The sequence below is a fragment of the Kosakonia oryzendophytica genome (assembly GCF_027886705.1).
Lineage (GTDB): Bacteria > Pseudomonadota > Gammaproteobacteria > Enterobacterales > Enterobacteriaceae > Kosakonia > Kosakonia oryzendophytica.
Genome location: NZ_CP115659.1, coordinates 433081 through 455141, shown reverse-complemented (window position 1 = coordinate 455141; position 22061 = coordinate 433081). Strand labels below are relative to the sequence as shown.

21 protein-coding genes are annotated in these 22061 nt (G+C 54.3%); 8 read left to right on the top strand and 13 right to left on the bottom strand.

The features are described 5' to 3' along the window. The first annotated feature begins 23 nt into the window (after nt 1–23). Nucleotides 24–833: a nitrite transporter NirC gene (nirC, locus tag O9K67_RS02075; RefSeq protein WP_061492884.1), complete on the top strand. Its 810-nt coding sequence runs from the start codon at nt 24–26 to the stop codon at nt 831–833. Between the two features lie 17 nt (nt 834–850). After that, complete coding sequence (gene cysG, locus O9K67_RS02070; protein ID WP_061492883.1) at nt 851–2215, top strand: siroheme synthase CysG; 1365 nt, start codon at nt 851–853, stop codon at nt 2213–2215. A gap of 48 nt (nt 2216–2263) precedes the next feature. On the opposite strand, the gene trpS is transcribed toward cysG, so the two are convergent. The 12 genes from trpS to O9K67_RS02010 all read right to left on the bottom strand — a co-directional run bounded on the left by trpS (nt 2264) and on the right by O9K67_RS02010 (nt 12270). After that, nucleotides 2264–3268 (bottom strand): tryptophan--tRNA ligase, encoded by a 1005-nt coding sequence (gene trpS / locus O9K67_RS02065; protein ID WP_061492882.1) that lies wholly within the window; start codon nt 3266–3268, stop codon nt 2264–2266. Further along, the gene (gph, locus tag O9K67_RS02060) at nt 3261–4022 is read right to left on the bottom strand and encodes a phosphoglycolate phosphatase (RefSeq protein WP_061492881.1); all 762 of its coding nucleotides are present in this window, start codon (nt 4020–4022) and stop codon (nt 3261–3263) included. The genes trpS and gph overlap by 8 nt, the downstream gene beginning before the upstream one ends. Continuing rightward, the gene (gene rpe / locus O9K67_RS02055; protein ID WP_061492880.1) at nt 4015–4692 is read right to left on the bottom strand and encodes a ribulose-phosphate 3-epimerase; all 678 of its coding nucleotides are present in this window, start codon (nt 4690–4692) and stop codon (nt 4015–4017) included. The genes gph and rpe overlap by 8 nt, the downstream gene beginning before the upstream one ends. Before the next feature lie 55 nt (nt 4693–4747). Then, nucleotides 4748–5569, bottom strand: a complete 822-nt coding sequence (dam, locus tag O9K67_RS02050; RefSeq protein WP_061492879.1) for an adenine-specific DNA-methyltransferase — start codon at nt 5567–5569, stop codon at nt 4748–4750. A gap of 66 nt (nt 5570–5635) precedes the next feature. Beyond that, the gene (gene damX, locus O9K67_RS02045) at nt 5636–6916 is read right to left on the bottom strand and encodes a cell division protein DamX (protein ID WP_061492878.1); all 1281 of its coding nucleotides are present in this window, start codon (nt 6914–6916) and stop codon (nt 5636–5638) included. Nucleotides 6917–7007: 91 nt separating this feature from the next. Further along, a complete protein-coding gene (aroB, locus tag O9K67_RS02040) occupies nt 7008–8096 on the bottom strand; it encodes a 3-dehydroquinate synthase (RefSeq protein WP_061492877.1) in 1089 nt (362 codons plus the stop codon). 54 nt (nt 8097–8150) lie between these two features. Beyond that, nucleotides 8151–8672, bottom strand: coding sequence for a shikimate kinase AroK (gene aroK, locus O9K67_RS02035; protein ID WP_061492876.1), 522 nt, complete (start codon nt 8670–8672; stop codon nt 8151–8153). 290 nt (nt 8673–8962) lie between these two features. Further along, nucleotides 8963–10198, bottom strand: coding sequence for a DNA uptake porin HofQ (hofQ, locus tag O9K67_RS02030; protein WP_061492875.1), 1236 nt, complete (start codon nt 10196–10198; stop codon nt 8963–8965). Beyond that, on the bottom strand, nt 10110–10511 hold the full coding sequence (locus O9K67_RS02025) for a HofP DNA utilization family protein (RefSeq protein WP_071889837.1): 402 nt from the start codon (nt 10509–10511) through the stop codon (nt 10110–10112). Before O9K67_RS02025 ends, hofQ begins: the two co-directional genes overlap by 89 nt. After that, entirely contained in the window at nt 10501–10962 is a 462-nt protein-coding gene (locus O9K67_RS02020) for a HofO family protein (RefSeq protein WP_134319032.1), read from the bottom strand. Before O9K67_RS02020 ends, O9K67_RS02025 begins: the two co-directional genes overlap by 11 nt. After that, entirely contained in the window at nt 10952–11485 is a 534-nt protein-coding gene (locus O9K67_RS02015) for a PilN domain-containing protein (protein WP_061492873.1), read from the bottom strand. The genes O9K67_RS02020 and O9K67_RS02015 overlap by 11 nt, the downstream gene beginning before the upstream one ends. Beyond that, nucleotides 11485–12270 carry a type IV pilus biogenesis protein PilM gene (locus tag O9K67_RS02010; RefSeq protein WP_061492872.1) on the bottom strand — a complete coding sequence of 262 codons (786 nt, stop codon included), beginning with the start codon at nt 12268–12270 and terminating at the stop codon, nt 11485–11487. Before O9K67_RS02010 ends, O9K67_RS02015 begins: the two co-directional genes overlap by 1 nt. Before the next feature lie 119 nt (nt 12271–12389). Here O9K67_RS02010 and mrcA point away from each other — a divergent pair, with 119 nt between their 5' ends. Continuing rightward, nucleotides 12390–14942 carry a peptidoglycan glycosyltransferase/peptidoglycan DD-transpeptidase MrcA gene (gene mrcA / locus O9K67_RS02005; protein WP_061492871.1) on the top strand — a complete coding sequence of 851 codons (2553 nt, stop codon included), beginning with the start codon at nt 12390–12392 and terminating at the stop codon, nt 14940–14942. An 83-nt stretch (nt 14943–15025) separates the two neighbouring features. On the opposite strand, the gene nudE is transcribed toward mrcA, so the two are convergent. Further along, on the bottom strand, nt 15026–15586 hold the full coding sequence (gene nudE / locus O9K67_RS02000; RefSeq protein ID WP_061492870.1) for an ADP compounds hydrolase NudE: 561 nt from the start codon (nt 15584–15586) through the stop codon (nt 15026–15028). A 318-nt stretch (nt 15587–15904) separates the two neighbouring features. Here nudE and O9K67_RS01995 point away from each other — a divergent pair, with 318 nt between their 5' ends. From O9K67_RS01995 to pckA, 5 genes are all read left to right on the top strand, one after another. Continuing rightward, nucleotides 15905–18040 carry an intracellular growth attenuator family protein gene (locus O9K67_RS01995; protein WP_061492869.1) on the top strand — a complete coding sequence of 712 codons (2136 nt, stop codon included), beginning with the start codon at nt 15905–15907 and terminating at the stop codon, nt 18038–18040. Nucleotides 18041–18105: 65 nt separating this feature from the next. Continuing rightward, complete coding sequence (gene yrfG, locus O9K67_RS01990) at nt 18106–18783, top strand: GMP/IMP nucleotidase (protein WP_061492868.1); 678 nt, start codon at nt 18106–18108, stop codon at nt 18781–18783. Continuing rightward, the gene (gene hslR, locus O9K67_RS01985; protein WP_061492867.1) at nt 18783–19184 is read left to right on the top strand and encodes a ribosome-associated heat shock protein Hsp15; all 402 of its coding nucleotides are present in this window, start codon (nt 18783–18785) and stop codon (nt 19182–19184) included. The genes yrfG and hslR overlap by 1 nt, the downstream gene beginning before the upstream one ends. A gap of 24 nt (nt 19185–19208) precedes the next feature. Beyond that, complete coding sequence (gene hslO, locus O9K67_RS01980) at nt 19209–20087, top strand: Hsp33 family molecular chaperone HslO (protein ID WP_061492866.1); 879 nt, start codon at nt 19209–19211, stop codon at nt 20085–20087. A gap of 336 nt (nt 20088–20423) precedes the next feature. Next, entirely contained in the window at nt 20424–22043 is a 1620-nt protein-coding gene (gene pckA, locus O9K67_RS01975) for a phosphoenolpyruvate carboxykinase (ATP) (RefSeq protein WP_061492865.1), read from the top strand. The last annotated feature ends 18 nt before the right edge of the window (nt 22044–22061 follow it).

The window sequence follows — 22061 nt, the reverse complement described above, 5'->3', positions numbered from 1 at the left end:
TTTAACTTTGGATAATCAACACGATGTTTACCGACACAATTAATAAGTGCGCGGCTAACGCTGCGCGCATTGCACGCCTCGCTTCACTAAATCCACTGGGTTTTTGGGTGAGTTCCGCGATGGCAGGCGCTTACGTTGGGCTTGCCATTATTTTGATTTTCACACTCGGCAATCTGCTCGATCCCTCGGTCCGCCCGCTGGTAATGGGGGCAACGTTTGGTCTTGCATTAACGCTGGTGATCATCGCTGGCTCTGAACTGTTTACCGGCCACACCATGTTTCTGACGTTGGGCGTTAAAGCAGGCAGCATTAGCCACACTCAGATGTGGACCATTTTGCCGCAAACCTGGCTGGGTAACCTGCTGGGTTCCGTTTTTGTTGCACTGCTGTACAGCTGGGGTGGCGGCAGCCTGCTGCCGGTGGATACCTCTATTTTGCACACCGTTGCGCTGGCAAAAACCAACGCGCCCGCCTCGGTGCTGTTCTTTAAAGGCGCGCTGTGCAACTGGCTGGTCTGCCTGGCGATCTGGATGGCGATCCGCACCGAAGGGGCGGCAAAATTTATCGCTATCTGGTGGTGTCTGCTGGCATTTATTGCTTCCGGCTACGAGCACTCCGTTGCCAATATGACCCTGTTTGCGCTCTCCTGGTTTGGTCATCATAGCGATGCATATACCCTCTCTGGCATTGGCCATAACCTGCTGTGGGTAACGCTGGGCAATACTTTCTCCGGCGCCGTATTTATGGGGCTGGGTTACTGGTATGCTACGCCAAAATCAGAGCGCCCATCTGCGGTCAATACCGTGAAAAGCCAGCCAATAGCAGATAACTAATTTATCGGGGTAATGTCGTGGATCACTTACCAATTTTTTGCCAGCTACGCGATCGCCACTGCCTGCTTGTCGGCGGCGGTGATGTTGCCGAACGTAAAGCCCGGCTGTTAATGGACGCGGGTGCACGACTTACCGTCAATGCTCTCTCTTTTGTTCCCCAGTTCACCGTCTGGGCAGAGGAAGGCATGCTGACGTTGGTGGAAGGAGAATTCACCGAAACGCTACTGGATGCGTGCTGGTTGGCCATTGCCGCCACCGACAATGAGGCAGTGAATCAACGCGTCAGCGATGCCGCAGAAGCCCGCCGCATTTTCTGTAACGTGGTGGATGCCCCCACGCAGGCGAGCTTTATTATGCCGTCAATTATCGACCGCTCGCCGCTGATGGTGGCCGTTTCCTCCGGTGGTACGTCGCCGGTGCTGGCACGTTTGCTGCGTGAGAAACTGGAGTCGTTGCTGCCACAACATCTCGGGCAGGTGGCGCGGTTCGCCGGAAAGCTACGCAGCCGGGTGAAGCAACATTTTGCCACCGTTAGCGAACGCCGCCGTTTCTGGGAAAAATTGTTCGTTAACGACAGACTCGCGCAATCGCTGGCTAACCAGGACATGCCAGCCGTCAATAACATCACTGAGCAACTGCTGGCGGAGCCGCTGGATAGCCGTGGCGAAGTGGTGCTGGTGGGTGCTGGCCCTGGTGATGCCGGGTTGCTGACCCTGAAAGGTTTGCAGCAAATCCAGCAGGCGGATGTGGTGGTATATGATCGACTGGTCTCCGACGACATTATGAAACTGGTGCGCCGCGATGCCGATCGTGTGTTTGTCGGTAAGCGTGCAGGTTACCACTGCGTACCGCAGGCGGAGATCAACCAGATCCTGCTGCGTGAGGCGCAAAATGGTAAACGCGTCGTGCGACTGAAAGGCGGCGATCCGTTTATCTTCGGGCGCGGCGGTGAAGAGCTGGAAACCCTGTGTCATGCGGGCATTCCTTTCTCGGTTGTACCAGGCATTACGGCAGCCTCGGGGTGTTCCGCCTATTCCGGCATTCCGTTAACCCACCGCGATTATGCGCAAAGCGTCAGGCTGGTTACCGGGCATTTGAAAACCGGGGGAGAGCTGGACTGGGCCAATCTGGCAGCAGAAAAGCAGACACTGGTGTTCTATATGGGCCTCAATCAGGCTGCCACTATTCAGGCACAGCTGATTGCACATGGCATGCAGGAAGATATGCCGGTGGCAGTGGTGGAAAACGGCACCTCGGTACAACAGCGTGTGGTCAACGGACGTTTGTCGCAACTCGGTGAGCTGGCACTGCAGGTAGAAAGCCCGGCGCTGATCATTGTTGGCCGCGTGGTGGCGCTACGCGATAAGCTGAAGTGGTTTTAAAGACAGAAAAAAGGGCAGGTTAAACCTGCCCTTTTATTTCGTCCGCGATTACGGTTTTGCCACAAAACCAATCGCTTCGTAGACTTTTTTCAGCGTTTCAGACGCACGGGCGCTGGCTTTCTCCGCTCCGTCTTTCATCACCTGCTGCAAGAAAGCTTCGTCATTGCGATAACGGTGGTAACGCTCCTGCAACTCGGTCAGCATGCCGGATACCGCATCCGCGACTTCACCCTTAAGGTGACCGTACATTTTGCCTTCGAAGTGTTGTTCCAGCTCAGGAATACTCTGGCCCGTCACCGCAGAGAGAATATCCAGCAAGTTAGAGACACCCGCTTTGTTGGCAATGTCGTAACGCACTACCGGCGGCTCATCGGAGTCGGTAACCGCACGTTTGATTTTCTTCACGACTGATTTTGGATCTTCCAGCAGGCCAATAACGTTGTTGCGGTTATCGTCCGACTTGGACATCTTTTTGGTCGGCTCCAGCAGCGACATCACACGCGCGCCAGATTTCGGAATAAACGGCTCCGGTACCTTAAAGATATCGCCATAAATGGCGTTAAAACGCTGTGCAATATCGCGGCTCAGTTCCAGATGCTGTTTCTGATCTTCACCCACTGGCACCTGGTTCGTCTGATACAACAGAATGTCCGCCGCCATCAGTACCGGATAGTCAAACAGACCGGCGTTAATGTTTTCTGCATAGCGTGCAGATTTATCTTTGAACTGAGTCATACGGCTCAGTTCGCCGAAATAGGTGTAGCAGTTCAGCGCCCAGCCCAACTGGGCATGTTCAGGAACGTGGGACTGAACGAAAATGGTGCTCTTCTGCGGATCGATACCACAGGCCAGGTAGAGTGCGAGAGTATCCAGCGTGGCCTTGCGCAGCGCCTGCGGATCCTGGCGCACGGTGATGGCATGCTGGTCAACGATGCAGTAGATACAGTGATAGTCATCCTGCATGTTCACCCACTGACGCAGCGCACCCATATAGTTGCCAATGGTTAATTCACCGGAGGGCTGTGCGCCGCTAAAAACGATGGGCTTAGTCATTTTTCGTTTCCTGATTTTCACTGTGCGGGAGCCCGAGTGCGGGCAGTAAATCTTTTAAGCTTTCAAACACGAAGTCTGGTTTGCTTAAGGTGATGTCTTCGCCGTAGTTGTAACCGTAAGTCAGCCCCACAGAGGTGCTGCCTGCCGCCTGAGCGGCGAGAATGTCATTACGCGAGTCGCCGACGAAAAGCAACTCATGAGTCTGAATATTGAGCTTTTTACATACCAGAAGCAACGGTTCCGGATGCGGCTTTTTGTTCACGACGTCGTCGCCACCCACCACAAAGGTGAAGTACTGTGCAATACCGAGTGCTTCAAGTAACGGTGCGACAAACGGCGTCGGCTTGTTGGTAACCAGCGCCAGAGGCAAACCTTTAGCCTGTAACGCCGCCAGCGTATCTGCGACATCCGGGAACAGAAAACTGCCCTCTTCCACCGTCTCTTCGTAGTAACGGTTAAACAGTTTTCGCAGCATACGAACCTGTTCTTCCTGCGGCACATCTCCGGTATCAACATCCGGTTTACCTTGTGCAGCGCGCTGGATAGCACGCTCCTGGCGTGACCAGTTAAACGCGCGCTCCATCAGTACATCGGCGCCGTTACCAATCCAGGTCACCACGCGTGCCTCTCCGGCCTGCGGCAACTCCAGCGCGTATAATGCGCTGTCTACGGCAGCGGTCAGACCCGGTGCGCTGTCTACCAGCGTGCCATCCAAATCAAAAGCAATACCCCGAATTGACTGCATTTTACTCATGACTTACCTTTGCCAGTTCGCGACGCATTTCATCAATAACTTTTTTGTAATCCGGTTGGTCGAAAATCGCCGACCCCGCGACGAACATGTCCGCCCCCGCGGCGGCAATTTCGCCAATATTGTTCACATTCACACCGCCGTCGACTTCCAGACGAATATCAAATCCGGACGCGTCAATGCGACGGCGGACTTCACGCAATTTGTCCAGCGTGTGCGGAATAAAAGACTGACCGCCAAAGCCCGGGTTAACGGACATCAGCAAAATCACATCCAGCTTATCCATCACATAATCAAGGTAGCTCAGCGGCGTGGCCGGGTTAAACACCAGCCCGGCTTTACAGCCATGTTCTTTAATAAGCTGCAACGTGCGGTCAACGTGCTCAGACGCTTCAGGATGAAAGGTAATAATGCTGGCGCCAGCGGCGGCAAAGTCAGGAACCAGACGATCGACCGGTTTCACCATCAGATGCACGTCAATTGGCGCGGTTATGCCATAGTTGCGCAGCGCTTTCAGCACCATCGGACCAATCGTCAGGTTCGGGACGTAGTGATTATCCATCACGTCGAAATGAACGACATCCGCCCCGGCAGACAGTGCATTGGCGGTGTCTTCACCCAGACGGGCAAAATCAGCCGACAGAATCGAAGGGGCAATTAAATACTGTTTCATCCGCATCTCCTTGAAAATTGATAAGTCGGCAGGCTGGCGGCGCGGTGAAAGCAGGTTACCGGGTTGCCGGTCGGTAAAGCGCCAGCAATTCATCCACCTTTTTACGCGTGCCGCCGTTACTGCTAATACTGCGTCGCACTTTCACCACATGCAATTTTGCCTGACGGTACCACTCGCGCGTGAGCGCTGTATCGTGGTTGGAAATTAATACCGGGATCCGGTTCTGCACCAGGCTTTCGGCAATCGCCGCCAGATGCGCCTGCTGCTCCAGATTGAAACTGTTTGTGTGATACGCCGTAAAATTAGCGGTAGCGGAGAGCGGCGCATAGGGAGGATCGCAATACACTACGGAGTTCTCGTCGGCGCGCGCCATGCTGTCGGCGTAAGATTCGCAGTAAAAGAAGGCATTCTGCGCTTTTTCTGCAAAGTGATACAACTCTGCTTCCGGGAAATAGGGTTTTTTATAACGTCCGAACGGCACGTTAAATTCGCCACGCAGGTTATAACGGCAAAGACCATTGTAACCATGACGGTTGAGATACAAAAACAGCACTGCTCGTCGGAACGCATCCTGGCAGGCATTAAACTCATCGCGCAGCGGATAGTAAACCACAGACTGATTGGTTTCTGGCGTGAACAGTTCCCGCGCATGATGCACATACTCATCAGCACGGTCTTTAACAATGTTGTAGAGGCTAATCAAATCGCTGTTGATATCAGCGAGGATATAGCGAGAGAACGACGTGTTGAGGAACACCGACCCCGCGCCGACGAACGGCTCGATAAGGCATTCGCCTTGTGGCAGATGCCTTTCGATATCGTCCAGCAGGGGGTACTTCCCCCCCGCCCATTTCAAAAAAGCGCGATTTTTTTTCATGCTGACTGATTGCTTATACTCTCTCCGGCTGTGGAGAAAGCTCCGACAGCATCTGCGCTTTAAACATTACTTCAGATCGGCCTGAACCTGATGCAGTGGTTTCGCCCATGGGTTCTTCGCCTGGACATCTGCTGGCAGTGCAGCAACCGCGCGTTTTGCATCATCTTTTGAGGCATACACACCGCTCACCAGCACATACCACGGCTGACCATTACGCGTGGTCTGATAAACAACGAAGTTTTTCAGATTTTCTTTCTTCGCCCACGCATTCAGGTTGGTGGAGTTCGAAGAACTGCTCAACTGCAACGTATAGTGGCTACCTGGCGCTGCTTTCAGTGCAGCGACATTACCGGTCGATGCTGCACCGCTTGCGGCTGGCGCAGCGCTCGCCGCTGGCGCTGTAACAACCGGCGCAGCAGCCGTCGCTGCCGGTTTCGGCTGAACTGGCGTTGCTGACGGCGCTTTCACCGGCGCAGTTGTCACGGTTTCAGTGCGTTTCGGCGGCTGAGCAACCGGTTTTGATTCTGCCGTTACCGCCGGAGCTTTCGCCTGCGGTTTCGGCTCAATTACCATTTGCTTGCGCTCAGGACGCGAGGCAGCCGTATGGTTTTCTGCCGTTGACTGTTGGCGGGCAGCGGCATTGCCATTACGCACCGGCGCAACCGTTGCCGGTTCGGTTGGCAGCGTGGAGTTTACGGCGCTGTCAATCTGCGACTGATTTTGCGGCTGCGACAGCGCGCTGTTCAGATCGCCCTGCACTTCGACACGCTGCTGACCTTCAGGGGCAGTTGACGTCTGGCCTTGCGACGGGGTTGATGAGATTGGCGGCAAAGAGACATCCTGCGATGGGTTACCCGCAGTCTGCGGTGCAGAAGCAGCACCTGGCGCTGGCTGAGCACCGTTAGTCTGCTCGGCAGCGCCTGGCGCACTCGCATTGCCATTATTTGCCGAGAGATCGATATTCTTCTCTGTCGGGGCTTGTTCGGTCGTGGAGGGCGCTGGAGACTTCAGCGCAGAGCCGATGCCGATAATCAGCAGCAATAGCACCAGAATACCCACACCCATCATCATGTACTGACGGGAGGCAGGCCTTGCAGCAGCGGCCGTTTTACGCTTACGTGGACGACGTTCTTCACGCTCCTCGTCCAGAGCGCCTTCATCCTCGTCATAACCCTCTTCTTCACGTGCCCGGCGGGTACGGGAAGGACGACGATCGTCGGTATCAAGATCAACATCATCAAAGTTAATCTGCGGCTCATCGACGCGATCGGAAGATTGACGAGAACGACCAGCACGACGATCGCTGGGATCGGGTTTCAGCTCGTCTTCTGGTTTGAATTCATCCATTTAACACCCCACTCAAAGGCGCATGCTACGACCTGCATAGCGCCCGAAGTTAAACGTCACGGCTTACCCGTGACCAGACCTTTCTAATTAGTTACGCTTGCTGGCAATCAGCAATAGCGGCCAGAACTACGTCGTGCGGCACTCCGCCGCGCACTTCACTCTTCCCTATGGCCAACGGGAGCACCAGGCGCATCTCCCCCGCCAACACTTTTTTATCGCGCATCATATGCGGCAAGTAGGCCTGTGCAGACATGTCACGAGGACCGTGCACCGGCAATCCTGCGCGTTCAAGCAGGGCGATAATACGCTGTGTATCGGCCTTGCTGAACTGCCCCAGGCGCTCTGATGTACGTGCCGCCATCACCATGCCAGCCGCAACGGCTTCGCCATGCAACCAGTTGCCGTAGCCCATTTCCGCTTCGATGGCATGACCGAAGGTATGACCGAGATTTAGCAAAGCACGCAGGCCCGTTTCACGCTCATCGGCAGCCACGACTTCTGCTTTCAGTTCACAACAGCGACGAATACAGTACGCCATCGCCTGGCCATCAAGACGCAATAACGCGTCCATATTCTCTTCAAGCCATTCAAAGAACGCGCCATCAAGAATAATGCCGTATTTGATCACTTCTGCGAGACCGGAGGACAATTCGCGGGCAGGAAGGGTATCCAGACAATCGAGATCCACCACCACACATGCAGGTTGATAGAACGCACCGATCATGTTTTTACCGAGGGGATGGTTCACCGCCGTTTTACCGCCAACGGAGGAGTCAACCTGGGAGAGGAGCGTGGTCGGAACCTGAATAAAACGCACGCCCCGCTGGTAGCTTGCCGCCGCGAAGCCGGTTAAATCACCAATCACCCCGCCGCCAAGCGCGATCAGCGTGGTGTCGCGCCCATGAGGTTTTTGCAACAGTGCGGTGAAGACCGTATCCATTACTGCCAGACTTTTGTATTGCTCGCCGTCCGGCAAAATAACACTGTCGACCTTCACCCCAGCCTGCTCAAGCACACGGCGAACGTTATCAAGATAGAGCGGAGCCAGTGTTTCGTTGGTGACCAGCATAACCTGATCACCAGACTTCAGCGGCGCGAAGGAAGCTGGATCGTTAAACAAACCAGCCGCAATGGTGATAGGGTAACTACGTTCCCCGAGAGTGACGGTAATCCTCTCCATGACGCGACATCCACCTTAGTTGCTTAAACCCGCAGGCCTTGTATTAAGCCAGAATTAGTTGCCTTCCAGCATATGAATAATCTGGTTTGCGACCACTTTAGCGCTCTGATCGTCGGTACGAATGGTCACGTCCGCAATCTCTTCGTACAGCGGATTACGTTCGTTGGCCAGCGCTTCCAGCACTTCGCGCGGCGGTGCGTCCACTTGCAGAAGTGGGCGTTTTTTGTCACGTTGCGTGCGAGCCAATTGCTTTTCGATAGTGGTTTCCAGATAGACCACTACGCCACGGGCGGAGAGACGATTACGGGTTTCGCGAGATTTCACAGAACCGCCGCCGGTTGCCAGTACAATGCCCTGTTTTTCCGTCAGCTCATTGATGATTTTTTCTTCGCGATCGCGGAAACCTTCTTCACCTTCAACGTCGAAGACCCAGCCCACATCAGCTCCGGTGCGTTTCTCAATCTCTTGATCAGAATCGTAAAATTCCATATTGAGTTGTTGAGCTAACTGGCGCCCAATAGTGCTTTTGCCGGCACCCATAGGCCCAACCAGAAAGATATTGCGTTTCTCTGCCATTTTTTTGGTACTACTAAGACTATTCGTTGATGATAAACCCGCTGCGCAGACACCTGGCGTAGCAGGACATGAACTGAAACCTCATATGCGATAGTGCGAGAGTCAGATCGAAAATTATCTCAGTACTCCGGCTTGTTTGGCAACACATTAAATTACCAGTCGGGCGCGGATACCTGTTCAGGCGCGACGGAGACCACTGACGCTCAAATCGGTACTCCTTGTAAGCTAAATCATCCCTCACGTCAAACACCTGAACTAAGTTCCGTAGAAAAAGGGGGGTAACGGTGGGATTAATGTACCGATGCCAGTCGCGGTGTAATAAACACTACCAACTCGCGTCGTTCATTATCCTTTGCATCGTGGCGAAACAACCGCCCGAACCCTGGGATGGTGCCGACTCCGGGAATCCGGCTTTCGCCAGCGGTCTGCTTTTGCGAGAAAATGCCGCCCAGCGCCAGCGTATCACCGCTTTTCACCTCTACCTGCGTTTCAATTTCCTGTTTATCAATCGCCATCGTTTCACCACCGGCCTGTTGCAGGATCTGGCCTGGCATATTCTGACTAATGCGCAGCTTTAAGCGCACACGCTTATCAGGCAATACCGTGGGCGTGACGTCCATACCCAGCACCGCCTCCTTAAATTCCACTGACGTCCGTCCGCTTTCGCCGCTGGAGACCTGATAAGGGATTTCACTACCTTGCTTAATGCTGGCGGGCTGGCGATGTGATGCCAGAAGCCTTGGACTGGCAATGATCTCCAGTTGCTGCTTTTGTTCAAGCGCGGACAGTTCAAGCTCCAGCAAACGGGCGTTAATACTGCCAATATTAAATCCCACCCGGGTCGAAGCCGCCGGTACAGACAAATCGGCAGACAGCGCGCCAACCTGCCCACGTGCCGTCGATTCCGCCTGTGCTAACCCCCACTTCACCCCCAGCTCGCGCAGGCTTTTTTCATTAATGGTGACGATATGCGCCGCCAGTTCAACCTGCTCAACCGGCAAGTCCATTTGCGTCACCCATTTTTCCAGCGCCGCCACCCCTTCTTTATTATCACGCACCAATAAACGGTTAAGGCGCGTATCCACTGTGATTGTCCCTTGCGGGCTCAGCATCGCTCCCCCGGCCTTTGCCAGCTCTCCGGCATCAGCATAGCGCAACACCACGCTGCGGCTCAGGACAGGGGCATTCTGTTTACGCTTTGCCTGCGCTGCCTCCCGTTCCGCCTGCTGTTGCTGTTGCCGCGCCGCTGTGTGCGCCAGCCAAATATTCCCTTGTTGGCTCAACGTGAGTCCAGCACTGGCGGCGACAGTTTGCAGCGCCTGCCGCCAGGGAACATCCACCAGATGCAACGACAACGTGCCGTTAACGTCCGGTGGGATCACCAAATTTTGATTTTCCAGTGCGACCAGCGCCTGCAGCACTTGCGCGACGGGCGCGTCATCCACCGTCAGCGTCACCGGATTCGGTGTTTGTGCGCAGACGATCGGCAAACTGAAGCACGCGGCGCTGACTATCCATTTTTTCATCCTGATCTCCTTCTCGTTTCCAGCGCCATTCTGCTGGCACACAGTGTTCTCCCAAGGCTATTCGTATGCCATGTTCGTCGACAGCAATAACACGCCAGCCGGTTGGCAGCCTGTCTCCCTCGACGACCCGGCGCCATCGCCCGCCGTCATCACGTAAAATGCCGATGCTTTCCTCCCCCGCTACCACCCCATGAACACGCCAGCTTGCAAGCTGCCCCGCAAGGCAGGTATCCCGAGGAGGCTGAAAGGGATCGCGCATTCCGCTAAGCAGCAAACAAAGCCCTCCGGCGCAGAGCAGGCGTTTAGCGGTCATGATCATGCTCCAGCCCCAATGTAAAGCGCAGCCCATTTCCCTCAGTCACCAGCGAGAAAGACGGAACCCGCATGTCGCGCTGCGCCAACATCAGGAACGTCCCGGTAACCCGCGACCACTGTGTTTGCAGCACCATTTCCCCACCATTTTGCGCAGGCTGCCAACGGACCAACTGTTGTTCGTGGGTATGAAAATCCAGCGGAGTAAACGGAGACGATGCGACCTCGGTAGCGCTTTGCTGCGGAGGCGTGATATCGCGTACTTTACGCCACTGCGCACGCAGCGCACTTTCATGCGTCTCCTGCTGAATGAGCAGTTGCACTTGCCTGTCTTTTAAAGGGGAAACCGCCAGCCACCACGCCAGCATTAGCCCGCAACAGGCCCCAGTAAGCCAGCAAGCAAAGCGCAAGCGTGGCGTCAAATCAAACCAAAAATCAGCGTTAAGGGGCACGAAGAGGCTCCTTACTCAATTGGTAATGAAATTGCCATCGCCCTTGTGCATCGCGCACCATTGTCCCCGAGGGCTGTAGATGGAACCCCGGGATAGCCCGCAGCATCGTTTCAAGGTCGTTTAATGCGGCAAATACTCTCGCCAGGCCCGACAGTTCCAAACTCCCCTGCTGCCAGCGAAGCTGCGTCAACCAGGCTTCCTGCGGCAGATTTTCCGCCAGCGCAGAGAGCATTGGCTGCCAGTCCCGGGTCTGCTGTCTCCGCTGCGCCCGTGCTTGCGCCTGCTGCCATCGTTGTTGCCTGAGCAGCAGCGGCTTCTCTCCGGCGACCAGCGCCGCCAGGACGTTTTCGTCCGATTGTCGCCAGATTGACGCCTGTCGAAGATCGGCAGCAACACTCACGCGCCAGACTATACTGCCAGCGACCAACAGGAATACCGTGCTTGTGAAGGTTACCGCCCATAGCCGCGCAATGCGCTGCCGCCTGCGCCGTCGCCAAGGTAAAAAGTTGACCAATTGCGACATCAGCACCTCCCGGCAAGCGCCAGCCCGAGCGCAACGGCATAGCTGGCCCCGGCTTTGGGCAGCGGAGGCTGGCGCCACGGAATAACTGACCAACAATCGAATTCGCCTTCCGCCTCGCCGCAAAGCGCGATTTCGCCAGTGGTCAGCCCAAGCAGCGTGGCCAATTGCGCGACACTGTCAGCCTCTTCCAGACCCCGTCGCCCCCAGCTCTCTTTTGTGGCCCACAGCCATTGTCGTTCATCGCGCCAGGCGAGGCAGCGAACGGGAGGAGTAAGCCAGAGTAAAAGCGGTTGTAGCGCGGCCGCATCGGGCGTAATAAAGGAAAGATTCAACGAGAGCGACTGCCCCAGGCTCAGTAATGCCGCGACGTCTTTATTTTGCGCGGCGGTCACGCCATAGACATTTCCGGGTTCGTCTTCAGTGAAGTCGAAGCAGAGATCGCTTTCCACCATTTCCAGTTCCCGCGCAACGGAATGCGAAACCCAGCCGGATAATTCCCGTTCGCGCAGTGAGATAGCCAGTCGCGGCAACTTTCTTTGCAACGTTTGCCCGGCAGGAAATGCCATACGTACGCAGTGCCGCTGCGGAAGCGCGTGACGCCAGGGGCGCAGCACAGTTAAAAGCTGTTCGGGGGATTTAATACGCCCTTGCACAATCACGCCGTGAGGCAGCGGTAAATGCCACCAACGGCGTAGCGTCTGGCCGCGCCGGCCAGCGGCGATGGCGACGCTGAAGATGCCATCTTGTTGAATATGCAGACCAATCTTCCATTGCCTGAATGCCATAAATTACGATCTCCTTATCGTCTCTCTGGATGACGCTATATCAATGCATCAGGCTTGCCTTTATACTACCGCGCGGTTGTTTATAAACTGCCCAAATGACACTAAATGGGAAATCTCCAGTGAAGTTCGTAAAGTATTTATTCATCCTTGCAGTATGTTGCATTCTGCTGGGAGCAGGCTCGATCTACGGTCTGTACAAATATATTGAGCCACAGCTACCTGACGTTGCGACGCTCAGAGATGTGCGGCTACAGATTCCAATGCAGGTGTACAGCGCCGATGGCGAATTGATCGCGCAGTACGGCGAAAAGCGCCGTATCCCGTTATCCCTCAGTCAGATGCCACCGGAACTGGTGAAGGCATTTATCGCGACAGAAGACAGCCGTTTTTATGAGCACCACGGTGTCGATCCGGTCGGGATTTTCCGCGCCGCCAGCGTGGCGTTGTTTTCCGGCCATGCGTCACAGGGGGCGAGTACTATCACGCAGCAGTTGGCGCGTAACTTCTTCCTGAGCCCGGAACGCACGCTGATGCGTAAAATTAAAGAAGTGTTCCTGGCCATCCGTATTGAGCAACTGTTGAATAAAGATGAGATCCTTGAGCTCTATCTCAATAAGATCTACCTCGGTTACCGCGCCTATGGCGTGGGCGCAGCGGCACAGGTCTATTTCGGTAAATCTGTCGATCAGCTGACGTTGAGTGAAATGGCGGTGATAGCCGGTTTGCCTAAAGCACCGTCGACGTTTAACCCGCTCTATTCGCTTGATCGTGCAACAGCCCGCCGCAACGTGGTGCTGGCGCGTATGCAAAGCGAAGGCTATATCACCCAGGAAGAGTACGATCAGGCGCGCGTCGAGGCCATTGATGCCAATTACCACGCGCCGGAAATCGCCTTCTCCGCTCCCTACCTTTCCGAAATGGTACGCCAGGACCTGGTGGCGCAGTACGGCGATAAAGCCTACGAAGATGGCTATCGCGTTTACACCACCATCACCCGTAAAGTGCAGCAGGGTGCGCAGGATGCAGTGCGCAATAACGTGATGGATTACGATATGCGCCACGGCTATCGCGGCCCCTCCAATGTATTGTGGAAAGTGGGTGAAGCGGCATGGAACAGCAAAAAAATCACCGACTCGCTGAAAACGCTGCCGACATACGGACCACTTTTTCCGGCTGTTGTCACCAGCGCGAATCCGCAAGAAGCCACCGCGATGCTGGCAGATGGCACCTCCGTGTCGCTGCATATGGAAGGTGTGCGCTGGGCGCGCCCGTACCGTTCAGATACCCAGCAGGGTGCAACCCCGCGTAAAGTGACCGATGCGGTACAGGCCGGTCAGCAGATTTGGGTGCGTCAGGTAGATAACGCCTGGTGGCTGGCGCAGGTGCCGGATGTGAACTCGGCGCTGGTTTCCCTTAACCCGCATAACGGCGCAGTGCTGGCGTTAGTGGGGGGATTTGACTTTAACCAAAGCAAATTCAACCGTGCGACCCAGGCGCTGCGTCAGGTAGGGTCGAACATCAAACCGTTCCTTTACACGGCAGCGATGGATAAAGGCCTGACGCTGGCAAGCATCCTCAATGACGTTCCGATTTCCCGTTGGGATGCCGGCGCAGGTTCCGACTGGCGTCCCAAAAACTCACCTGACGAATATGCCGGACCAATCCGTTTGCGTCAGGGTTTGGGGCAATCGAAAAACGTGGTGATGGTTCGTGCCATGCGCGCAATGGGCGTCGATTATGCAGCAGAGTACCTGCAGCGATTCGGTTTCCCTGCGCAAAATATTGTGCATACAGAATCACTGGCGCTCGGTTCGGCTTCGTTCACGCCGATGCAGGTTGCCAGAGGATATTCCGTGATGGCCAACGGCGGCTTCCTGATTGATCCTTATTACATTGCCAAAATCGAAAACGATCAGGGTAATGTGCTGTTTGAAGCGCACCCGAAAGTGGCCTGCGCAAATTGCGATATCCCGGTGATTTACGGTGAAACGCCGAAGTCAAACGTGCTGGAAAATAAGGACATGGAAAATGTAGCTATCTCGCAGGAGCAGCAGAATACTTCCGTGCCCATGCCGCAATTGGAACAGGCGAATCAGGCTCTGGTGCAGAGAAGCGGCGGCGAAGAGTATGCGCCGCATGTGATCAGCACTCCGCTGTCGTTTTTGATTAAGAGCGCATTGAACAGCAACATCTTCGGCGAACCCGGCTGGCAGGGTACCGGCTGGCGAGCGGGTCGCGATCTCAAACGTACTGACATCGGCGGAAAGACCGGCACCACCAACAGCTCAAAAGATGCCTGGTTCTCCGGTTACGGTCCTGGTGTGGTTACCTCTGTGTGGATCGGTTTTGACGATCATCGTCGCGATCTGGGGCGTACCACCGCTTCCGGGGCGATCAAAGATCAAATTTCCGGCTATGAAGGCGGTGCGAAAAGCGCCCAGCCAGCCTGGGATGCCTATATGAAAACGGTACTGGATGGCGTTGCGGAAGATCCGTTAACGCCACCGCCTGGCATTGTGACGGTGAACATTGATCGCAGTACCGGGCAGTTGTCGAACGGGGGCAGTAGCCGTCAGGAATATTTCATTGAAGGTACGCAGCCCACGCAGCAAGCTGTACATGAAGTGGGCACGACAATCATCGATAACGGCGAGACCCACGAACTGTTCTGATCCCTCACCACTTCCCTGAGGAGTGGTGTAAAAATGGCAACAAAAAAGGGCGCAAAAGCGCCCTTTTTAATTTGCTTAGGTCGTTACAGCCGCCCCTGCCCCTTTAGCCATTCACGGACCAGAAACAGTGCGCTGACGTTACGCGCTTCATTGAAATCGGGATCTTCCAGCAAATCCATTAAATGCTTCAGCGGCCAGCGAACCTGAGGCAGCGGCTCTGGCTCGTCGCCGGGCAAGGATTCCGGATAGAGATCTTCAGCAACGATGATATTCATCTTACTGGAGAAATAAGAGGGCGCCATGCTGAGTTTTTTCAGAAAAGTAAGCTCATTTGCACCAAATCCTACTTCTTCTTTTAGTTCCCGGTTCGCCGCTTCGTATATACTCTCACCAGGATCGATAAGACCTTTGGAAAATCCCAACTCGTAGGACTCGGTTCCCACTGCATATTCGCGGATCAGAATGAGATGGTCGTCGACAATAGGCACAATCATCACGGCTTCGTGTGTGGATGGACGCATGCGTTCGTAGACACGGCGCACACCGTTGCTAAATTCCAGATCCACACTTTCAACGTTAAACAGTCGTGAAGAAGCGACCGTTTCAACATTAAGAATGGTGGGTTTTTGCAATGAATCGCTCATTATTATCGGTCTTTGCAGAGAAACTTGCGTTATTGTGCGACACTACACACGGTTTGGGCAATGTCATTCGCCGCTAATTTACATTTTTGTAACCTATCAGAAATCAATCCCCAAATAAACCCAAAAGTCAATAGCTTGAAATAAAACTAAGAATTTGCTGATATTCCCGTTAGGGTGGTTTTGCTATTCTTGTGTGTGATGGTATGCGCTTAAAATTACTCAAGTTAATTTCCTGCTTGCAGCGGCGAACCACGACACATTATTTACGGGAAGGGTGCAACTGACTACACCTGTTAGGAAAAGTAAGATGGGGAAAGCATGAGCACCATTTTGATTTTTTTCGCTGCTATGCTGGCCTGCGCATTCCTCGCTGGATGGATTTTCAGGTTCAGGTCGCAACGTCGCTACAGGCTGCCTTATTTGCAGGCCTTCGCTGGCGCGACGACCCGTAAACTGTTGCCAGAAGAGCGCGAAACTGTCGAAAACTATCTGGAGTCGCTCTCCCGTACACAAAATATCCCAGGCCCAACCGGTGCAACAACCGCCCCGGTTTCCATCAAATTAAATGCCCAGAGCAATACGGTTCTGTTTGTGGCGCACTCCATTACGCGCTATGGCATTACTACCGACGCCCCCAATAAGTGGCGCTACTATCTTGATTCTGTCGAAGTGCATCTGCCGCCTTTTTGGGAGCAGTACATTACCGATGAGAACAACGTCGAACTGATCCGTACCGACTCACTGCCGCTGGTGATCTCACTGAATGGTCATACCCTCAGTGAATATATGAATGAAGAGCGCAGTGGCGAACTGGAGCGGGTTTCTGCGGCGCACTCTGCCATCCGTGGTGAAGAAACGGAGCAGATCGAACTGCTGAATATTCGCCGGGAAACACAGGAAGAGTTCGCCTTAAGCCGACCTGACGGCATGCGTGAAGCCCTGCTGGTATCCACCGCTTTCTTACTGTTCTTCTTCTGCCTGGTGGCTCCCGAAGTTTTCGTTCCATGGCTGGCGGGCGGCGCTGTTATGTTGCTTGCCGCTGGGTTATGGGGCCTGTATGCGCCGCCAGCCAAAAACACCCTGCGAGAAATTCACTGTCTGCGCGGTACGCCAAAACGTTGGGGTTTGTTCGGTGAAAATAATCAGGAGCAGATGAACAATATCTCTCTGGGCATTATCGATCTGATTTATCCACGCCACTGGCAGCCTTTTGTCACGCAGGATCTGGGGCAACAAACGGATATCGATATTTATCTCGATCGCCACGTTGTGCGCCAGGGGCGCTTTTTATCCCTGCACGATGAGGTGAAAAACTTCCCGTTGCAACACTGGGTACGCAGCGCGGTCATCTCCACCGGCTCGCTCGTGGTACTGGCGATGCTGCTGATTTGGGTGCCGCTGGATATGCCAATAAAATTCACCGTTTCGTGGATCAAAGGTGCACAAACCATTGAGGCCAGTAGCGTCAACCAACTCGAAGCTGCGGGGTTGCGCATAGGCGACACGTTGCGCCTCAGCGGCACCGGGATGTGCAACATTCATACTCAGAATAACTGGGCTTCGCGTCAGACATCACCGTTTACGCCATTCGACTGTTCGCAGATTATCTGGAATAACGCACCACCACTGCCCTTGCCGGAGTCCGCGACGGTGACCAAAGCCACGGCGCTTGCCCAGGCGGTTAGCCGCCAGTTACACCCTACTGCAGAAGATGATTCCCGCGTTAGCCCTGTGCTGCGTTCCGCCATTCAGAAATCTGGCATGGTCTTGTTGGATGACTTTGCCGACATCGTCCTGAAAACCCAGGATTTGTGCTCAGCTGAAGACGAATGTTTACGGCTGAAAAATGCGCTGGTTAACCTGGGTAACAGCAAAGACTGGGACACGCTGACCAAACGGGCAAGCGAAGGGAAACTCACCGGTGTGAACGTTCTGCTGCGCCCGGTAAGCGCGGAGTCGCTGGATAATTTGGTCACGACCTCCACCGCGCCCTTTATCATGCGTGAAACAACCCGCGCGGCGCAGGCGCTGAACAGCCCTGCTCCAGGAGGTTTCCTGATTGTCAGCGAAGAGGGCAACGAGCTTGTCGACCAGCCATGGCCACCGATCGCCCTGTATGACTATCCTGCGCAGGAACAGTGGAATGAATTCCAACGGCTGGCACAAATGCTGATGCAAACACCATTCAGCGCAGAAGGGATCATCACCAACATTTATACAGATGCCAACGGCACCAAGCACATCAGTCTGCACCGGATGCCGGACACTACGGGCCTGTGGCGCTATGCAGGCACCACACTGTTGCTGCTGACCATGATCATCAGTACCGTCTACAACGGTGTCCTTGCGCTGCGTCGTTACCAGCGTAATCGCACGCGCCTCGAAGAGATTCAGCAGTACTATCAAAGCTGCCTGAATCCACAACTGCTCCCCACGCAGGAAAGCCTCAGCTGATAACGACCCGCTGAACGAGCTGTGTTAACCTGTCGCGCAGGTTTTCATCTGGCTGGAGTTTTCCAATGCATCTTGATATCGCATGGCAGAATATCGATACCGTTCTGCTGGACATGGATGGCACGCTACTCGATCTCGCTTTCGACAATTTTTTCTGGCAAAAACTGGTGCCAGAAACCTTCGGTGCGAAACAAGGCTTAACCCCGGATGAAGCGAAGAACGTCCTCCGCCAGGAGTATCACGCCGTGCAGCATACGCTAAACTGGTATTGTCTGGATTACTGGAGCGAGCGACTCGGTCTCGATATCTGTGCGATGACCACCCAGCATGGGCCACAGGCCGTGCTACGTGAAGACACCGTGCCGTTTCTGGATGCGTTGAAAAAAAGCGGAAAACGCCGCATTTTGCTGACCAATGCGCACCCGCATAACCTGGCCGTCAAACTTGAACACACCGGACTCACGTCGCACCTTGATTTATTGCTTTCCACCCACACATTTGGTTATCCGAAAGAGGATCAGCGTTTGTGGCAAGCAGTTACGCAAGAAACTGGCTTAACCCCCGAACGAACGCTGTTTATTGACGACAGCGAACCTATTCTGGACGCAGCGACCAAATTTGGCATTGGTTACTGCCTTGGCGTCACGAACCCGGATTCCGGTCTGGCGGAAAAAAGTTATTTACGCCATCCGGGAATGAACGATTACCGTCGACTGATCCCTTCTCTTCTTAAGGAGGCTTAATGAAACAACAGCCTGCGCAAGATGTCCGACTGGATAAATGGCTGTGGGCAGCGCGTTTTTATAAAACCCGCGCCATTGCCCGCGAGATGATTGAAGGCGGCAAAGTGCATTACAACGGACAGCGCAGCAAGCCGAGTAAAATCGTTGAGCTGAATGCCACCTTAACGCTGCGTCAGGGAAACGATGAACGCACGGTCATCATTAAGGGCATCACTGAACAGCGCCGTCCGGCCGATGAAGCGGTAGCACTTTACGAAGAGACAGCGGAAAGCATCGAGAAGCGCGAGAAAATGACGCTTGCCCGCAAGCTCAATGCCCTGACCATGCCGCACCCCGATCGTCGCCCGGATAAGAAAGAACGTCGCGATCTGATGAAATTTAAATACGGTGATAGCGAGTAACGCTCACCCGCAAGAGAGATAATTATGGCCCATCAAGACCAATTACACCGCTATCTGTTTGAAAACTATGCCGTACGCGGCGAGCTGGTGACTGTATCCGAAACCTGGAAACAGGTGCTGGAAAACCACAACTATCCGTTACCGGTGAAAACCATCCTTGGGGAACTGCTGGTCGCAACCAGCTTACTCACCGCCACGCTGAAGTTTGCCGGTGATATCACCGTTCAACTGCAAGGGGATGGCCCGATAAGTCTGGCGGTGATCAATGGCAATAACCGCCAGCAGATGCGCGGTGTTGCCCGCGTGCAGGGCGATGTGCCGGAAAATGCCGATCTGAAAACGCTGGTCGGTAATGGCTATCTGGTGATTACGATTACGCCAGAAGAAGGCGAACGTTATCAGGGCGTTGTGGGTCTGGAAGGCGATACGCTGGCGGCCTGCCTGGAAGATTATTTCCTGCGCTCAGAACAGTTGCCGACGCGCCTGTTTATTCGTACCGGCGATGTCGATGGCCAGCCCGCTGCCGGCGGTATGCTGCTACAGGTACTGCCTGCCCAGGACACCCAGGCTGCAGATTTCGAACATCTGAGCGTGCTGACGGAAACCATCAAAGCAGAAGAACTTTTCACGCTGAACGCCGAAGACGTGCTGTGGCGTTTGTACCATGAAGAAGAGGTCACGCTCTACGATCCGCAGGATGTGGAATTTAAATGCACCTGCTCTCGCGAGCGTTGCGCTGGCGCGCTGAAAACCCTGCCGGATGAAGAAGTCGATAGCATTCTTGCCGAAGAGGGTGAAATCGATATGCACTGCGACTACTGCGGTAATCATTATCTGTTTAACGCGATGGATATTGCTGAAATCCGCAATAATGCCTCTCCAGCCGATCCTCAGGTTCACTGACAGACTATTTCGCGCCGCCTTCGGGCGGCGTTTTTGCAAATCTTGTCACGTTTCCGCTACAATCCCGCCTGAAACTCTTACGTAACTTTCTTTCATGAAAGCGATTACAGTCACAAAGTGACGGTTTAAAATGTTGCGTTATGGTGTTTTAAGAACATTTTCCCGATCATTATGATGTAATTTGCCATAATCCGTTCCGTTGCGTGACGGGTGTCACAGCGTTTTCCGTTAGTTTGGGTTTGTCGAGATACGTAAATCTATGAGCGTCGTCCCGGTTAACAAATGAAGAACAACCCTACAATTTCAGGCAGTACATCTTGGCTAAGGAGTAGTGATATGCGTGTTAAGAGCTTAACCCCGCAAGATCTCAAGGCTTATGGTATCAACGATGTTCAGGATCTCGTCTACAACCCCGATTACGATACGCTGTATCAGGAAGAGCTCCGCCCAGACCTGGAGGGATATGAGCGTGGTGTGTTGACGAATTCTGGTGCTGTCGCCGTCGACACCGGTATTTTTACCGGCCGTTCGCCGAAAGATAAATACATTGTCCGTGACGACACTACCCGCGACACCGTGTGGTGGTCTGATAAAGGCAAAGGTAAAAACGACAACAAACCGCTCTCCCCTGAAATCTGGCAGCACCTGAAAGGTCTGGTCACGCAACAACTCTCCGGAAAGCGCCTGTTTATTATTGATGCCTTTTGCGGCGCCAACCCGGACACCCGTCTTGCCGTGCGCTTCATTACTGAAGTGGCCTGGCAGGCGCATTTCGTCAAAAACATGTTTATTCGCCCGACGGAAGAGGAACTGGCAAGCTTTACGCCGGATTTTATTGTGATGAACGGTGCGAAGTGCACCAACCCCCAGTGGCAGGAGCAAGGGCTGAACTCCGAGAACTTTGTGGCCTTTAACCTCACCGAACGCATCCAGTTAATTGGCGGTACCTGGTACGGCGGCGAGATGAAAAAAGGCATGTTCTCAATCATGAATTATCTGCTGCCGTTGCAAGGTATTGCGTCGATGCACTGCTCCGCTAACGTCGGCGAGAAAGGCGATGTCGCGGTGTTCTTTGGCCTTTCCGGTACCGGCAAAACCACCCTCTCCACCGATCCCAAGCGTCGTCTGATTGGCGATGATGAGCACGGTTGGGATGACGATGGCGTGTTTAACTTCGAAGGGGGTTGCTACGCCAAAACGATCCGTCTCTCTGAAGAAGCGGAACCGGATATCTTCCACGCCATCCGTCGGGATGCGCTGCTGGAAAACGTCAGCGTCCGCGCCGATGGCAGCATCGATTATGATGATGCCTCGAAAACGGAAAACACCCGCGTGTCGTATCCGATTTACCATATTCAGAATATCGTTAAACCGGTATCAAAAGCGGGTCACGCTACCAAGGTGATCTTCCTGACGGCGGATGCTTTTGGCGTACTGCCGCCAGTGTCACGCCTCACAGCAAGCCAGACGCAGTACCACTTCCTTTCCGGCTTTACCGCTAAACTGGCGGGTACTGAGCGCGGGGTAACAGAACCGACGCCGACCTTCTCCGCCTGTTTTGGTGCGGCGTTCCTGTCGCTGCATCCAACGCAGTACGCAGAAGTTCTGGTGAAACGCATGCAGGCATCCGGCGCGCAGGCTTATCTGGTCAATACCGGCTGGAATGGCACCGGCAAGCGTATTTCCATCAAAGATACCCGCGCCATCATCGACGCGATTCTGGATGGCTCGCTGGACGACGCCGAAACCTTCACCCTGCCGATGTTTAACCTGGCCATCCCCACAACGCTGCCCGGCGTGGACAGCCGGATTCTCGATCCACGCAACACCTACGCCTCGCCGGAACAATGGCAGGAGAAGGCCACGCAACTGGCCACGCTGTTTGTGGAAAACTTCGAGAAATACACGGATACCCCTGCTGGCGCCGCGCTGGTCAGCGCCGGGCCGAAACTGTAATCCGGCAACGCAAGAGAA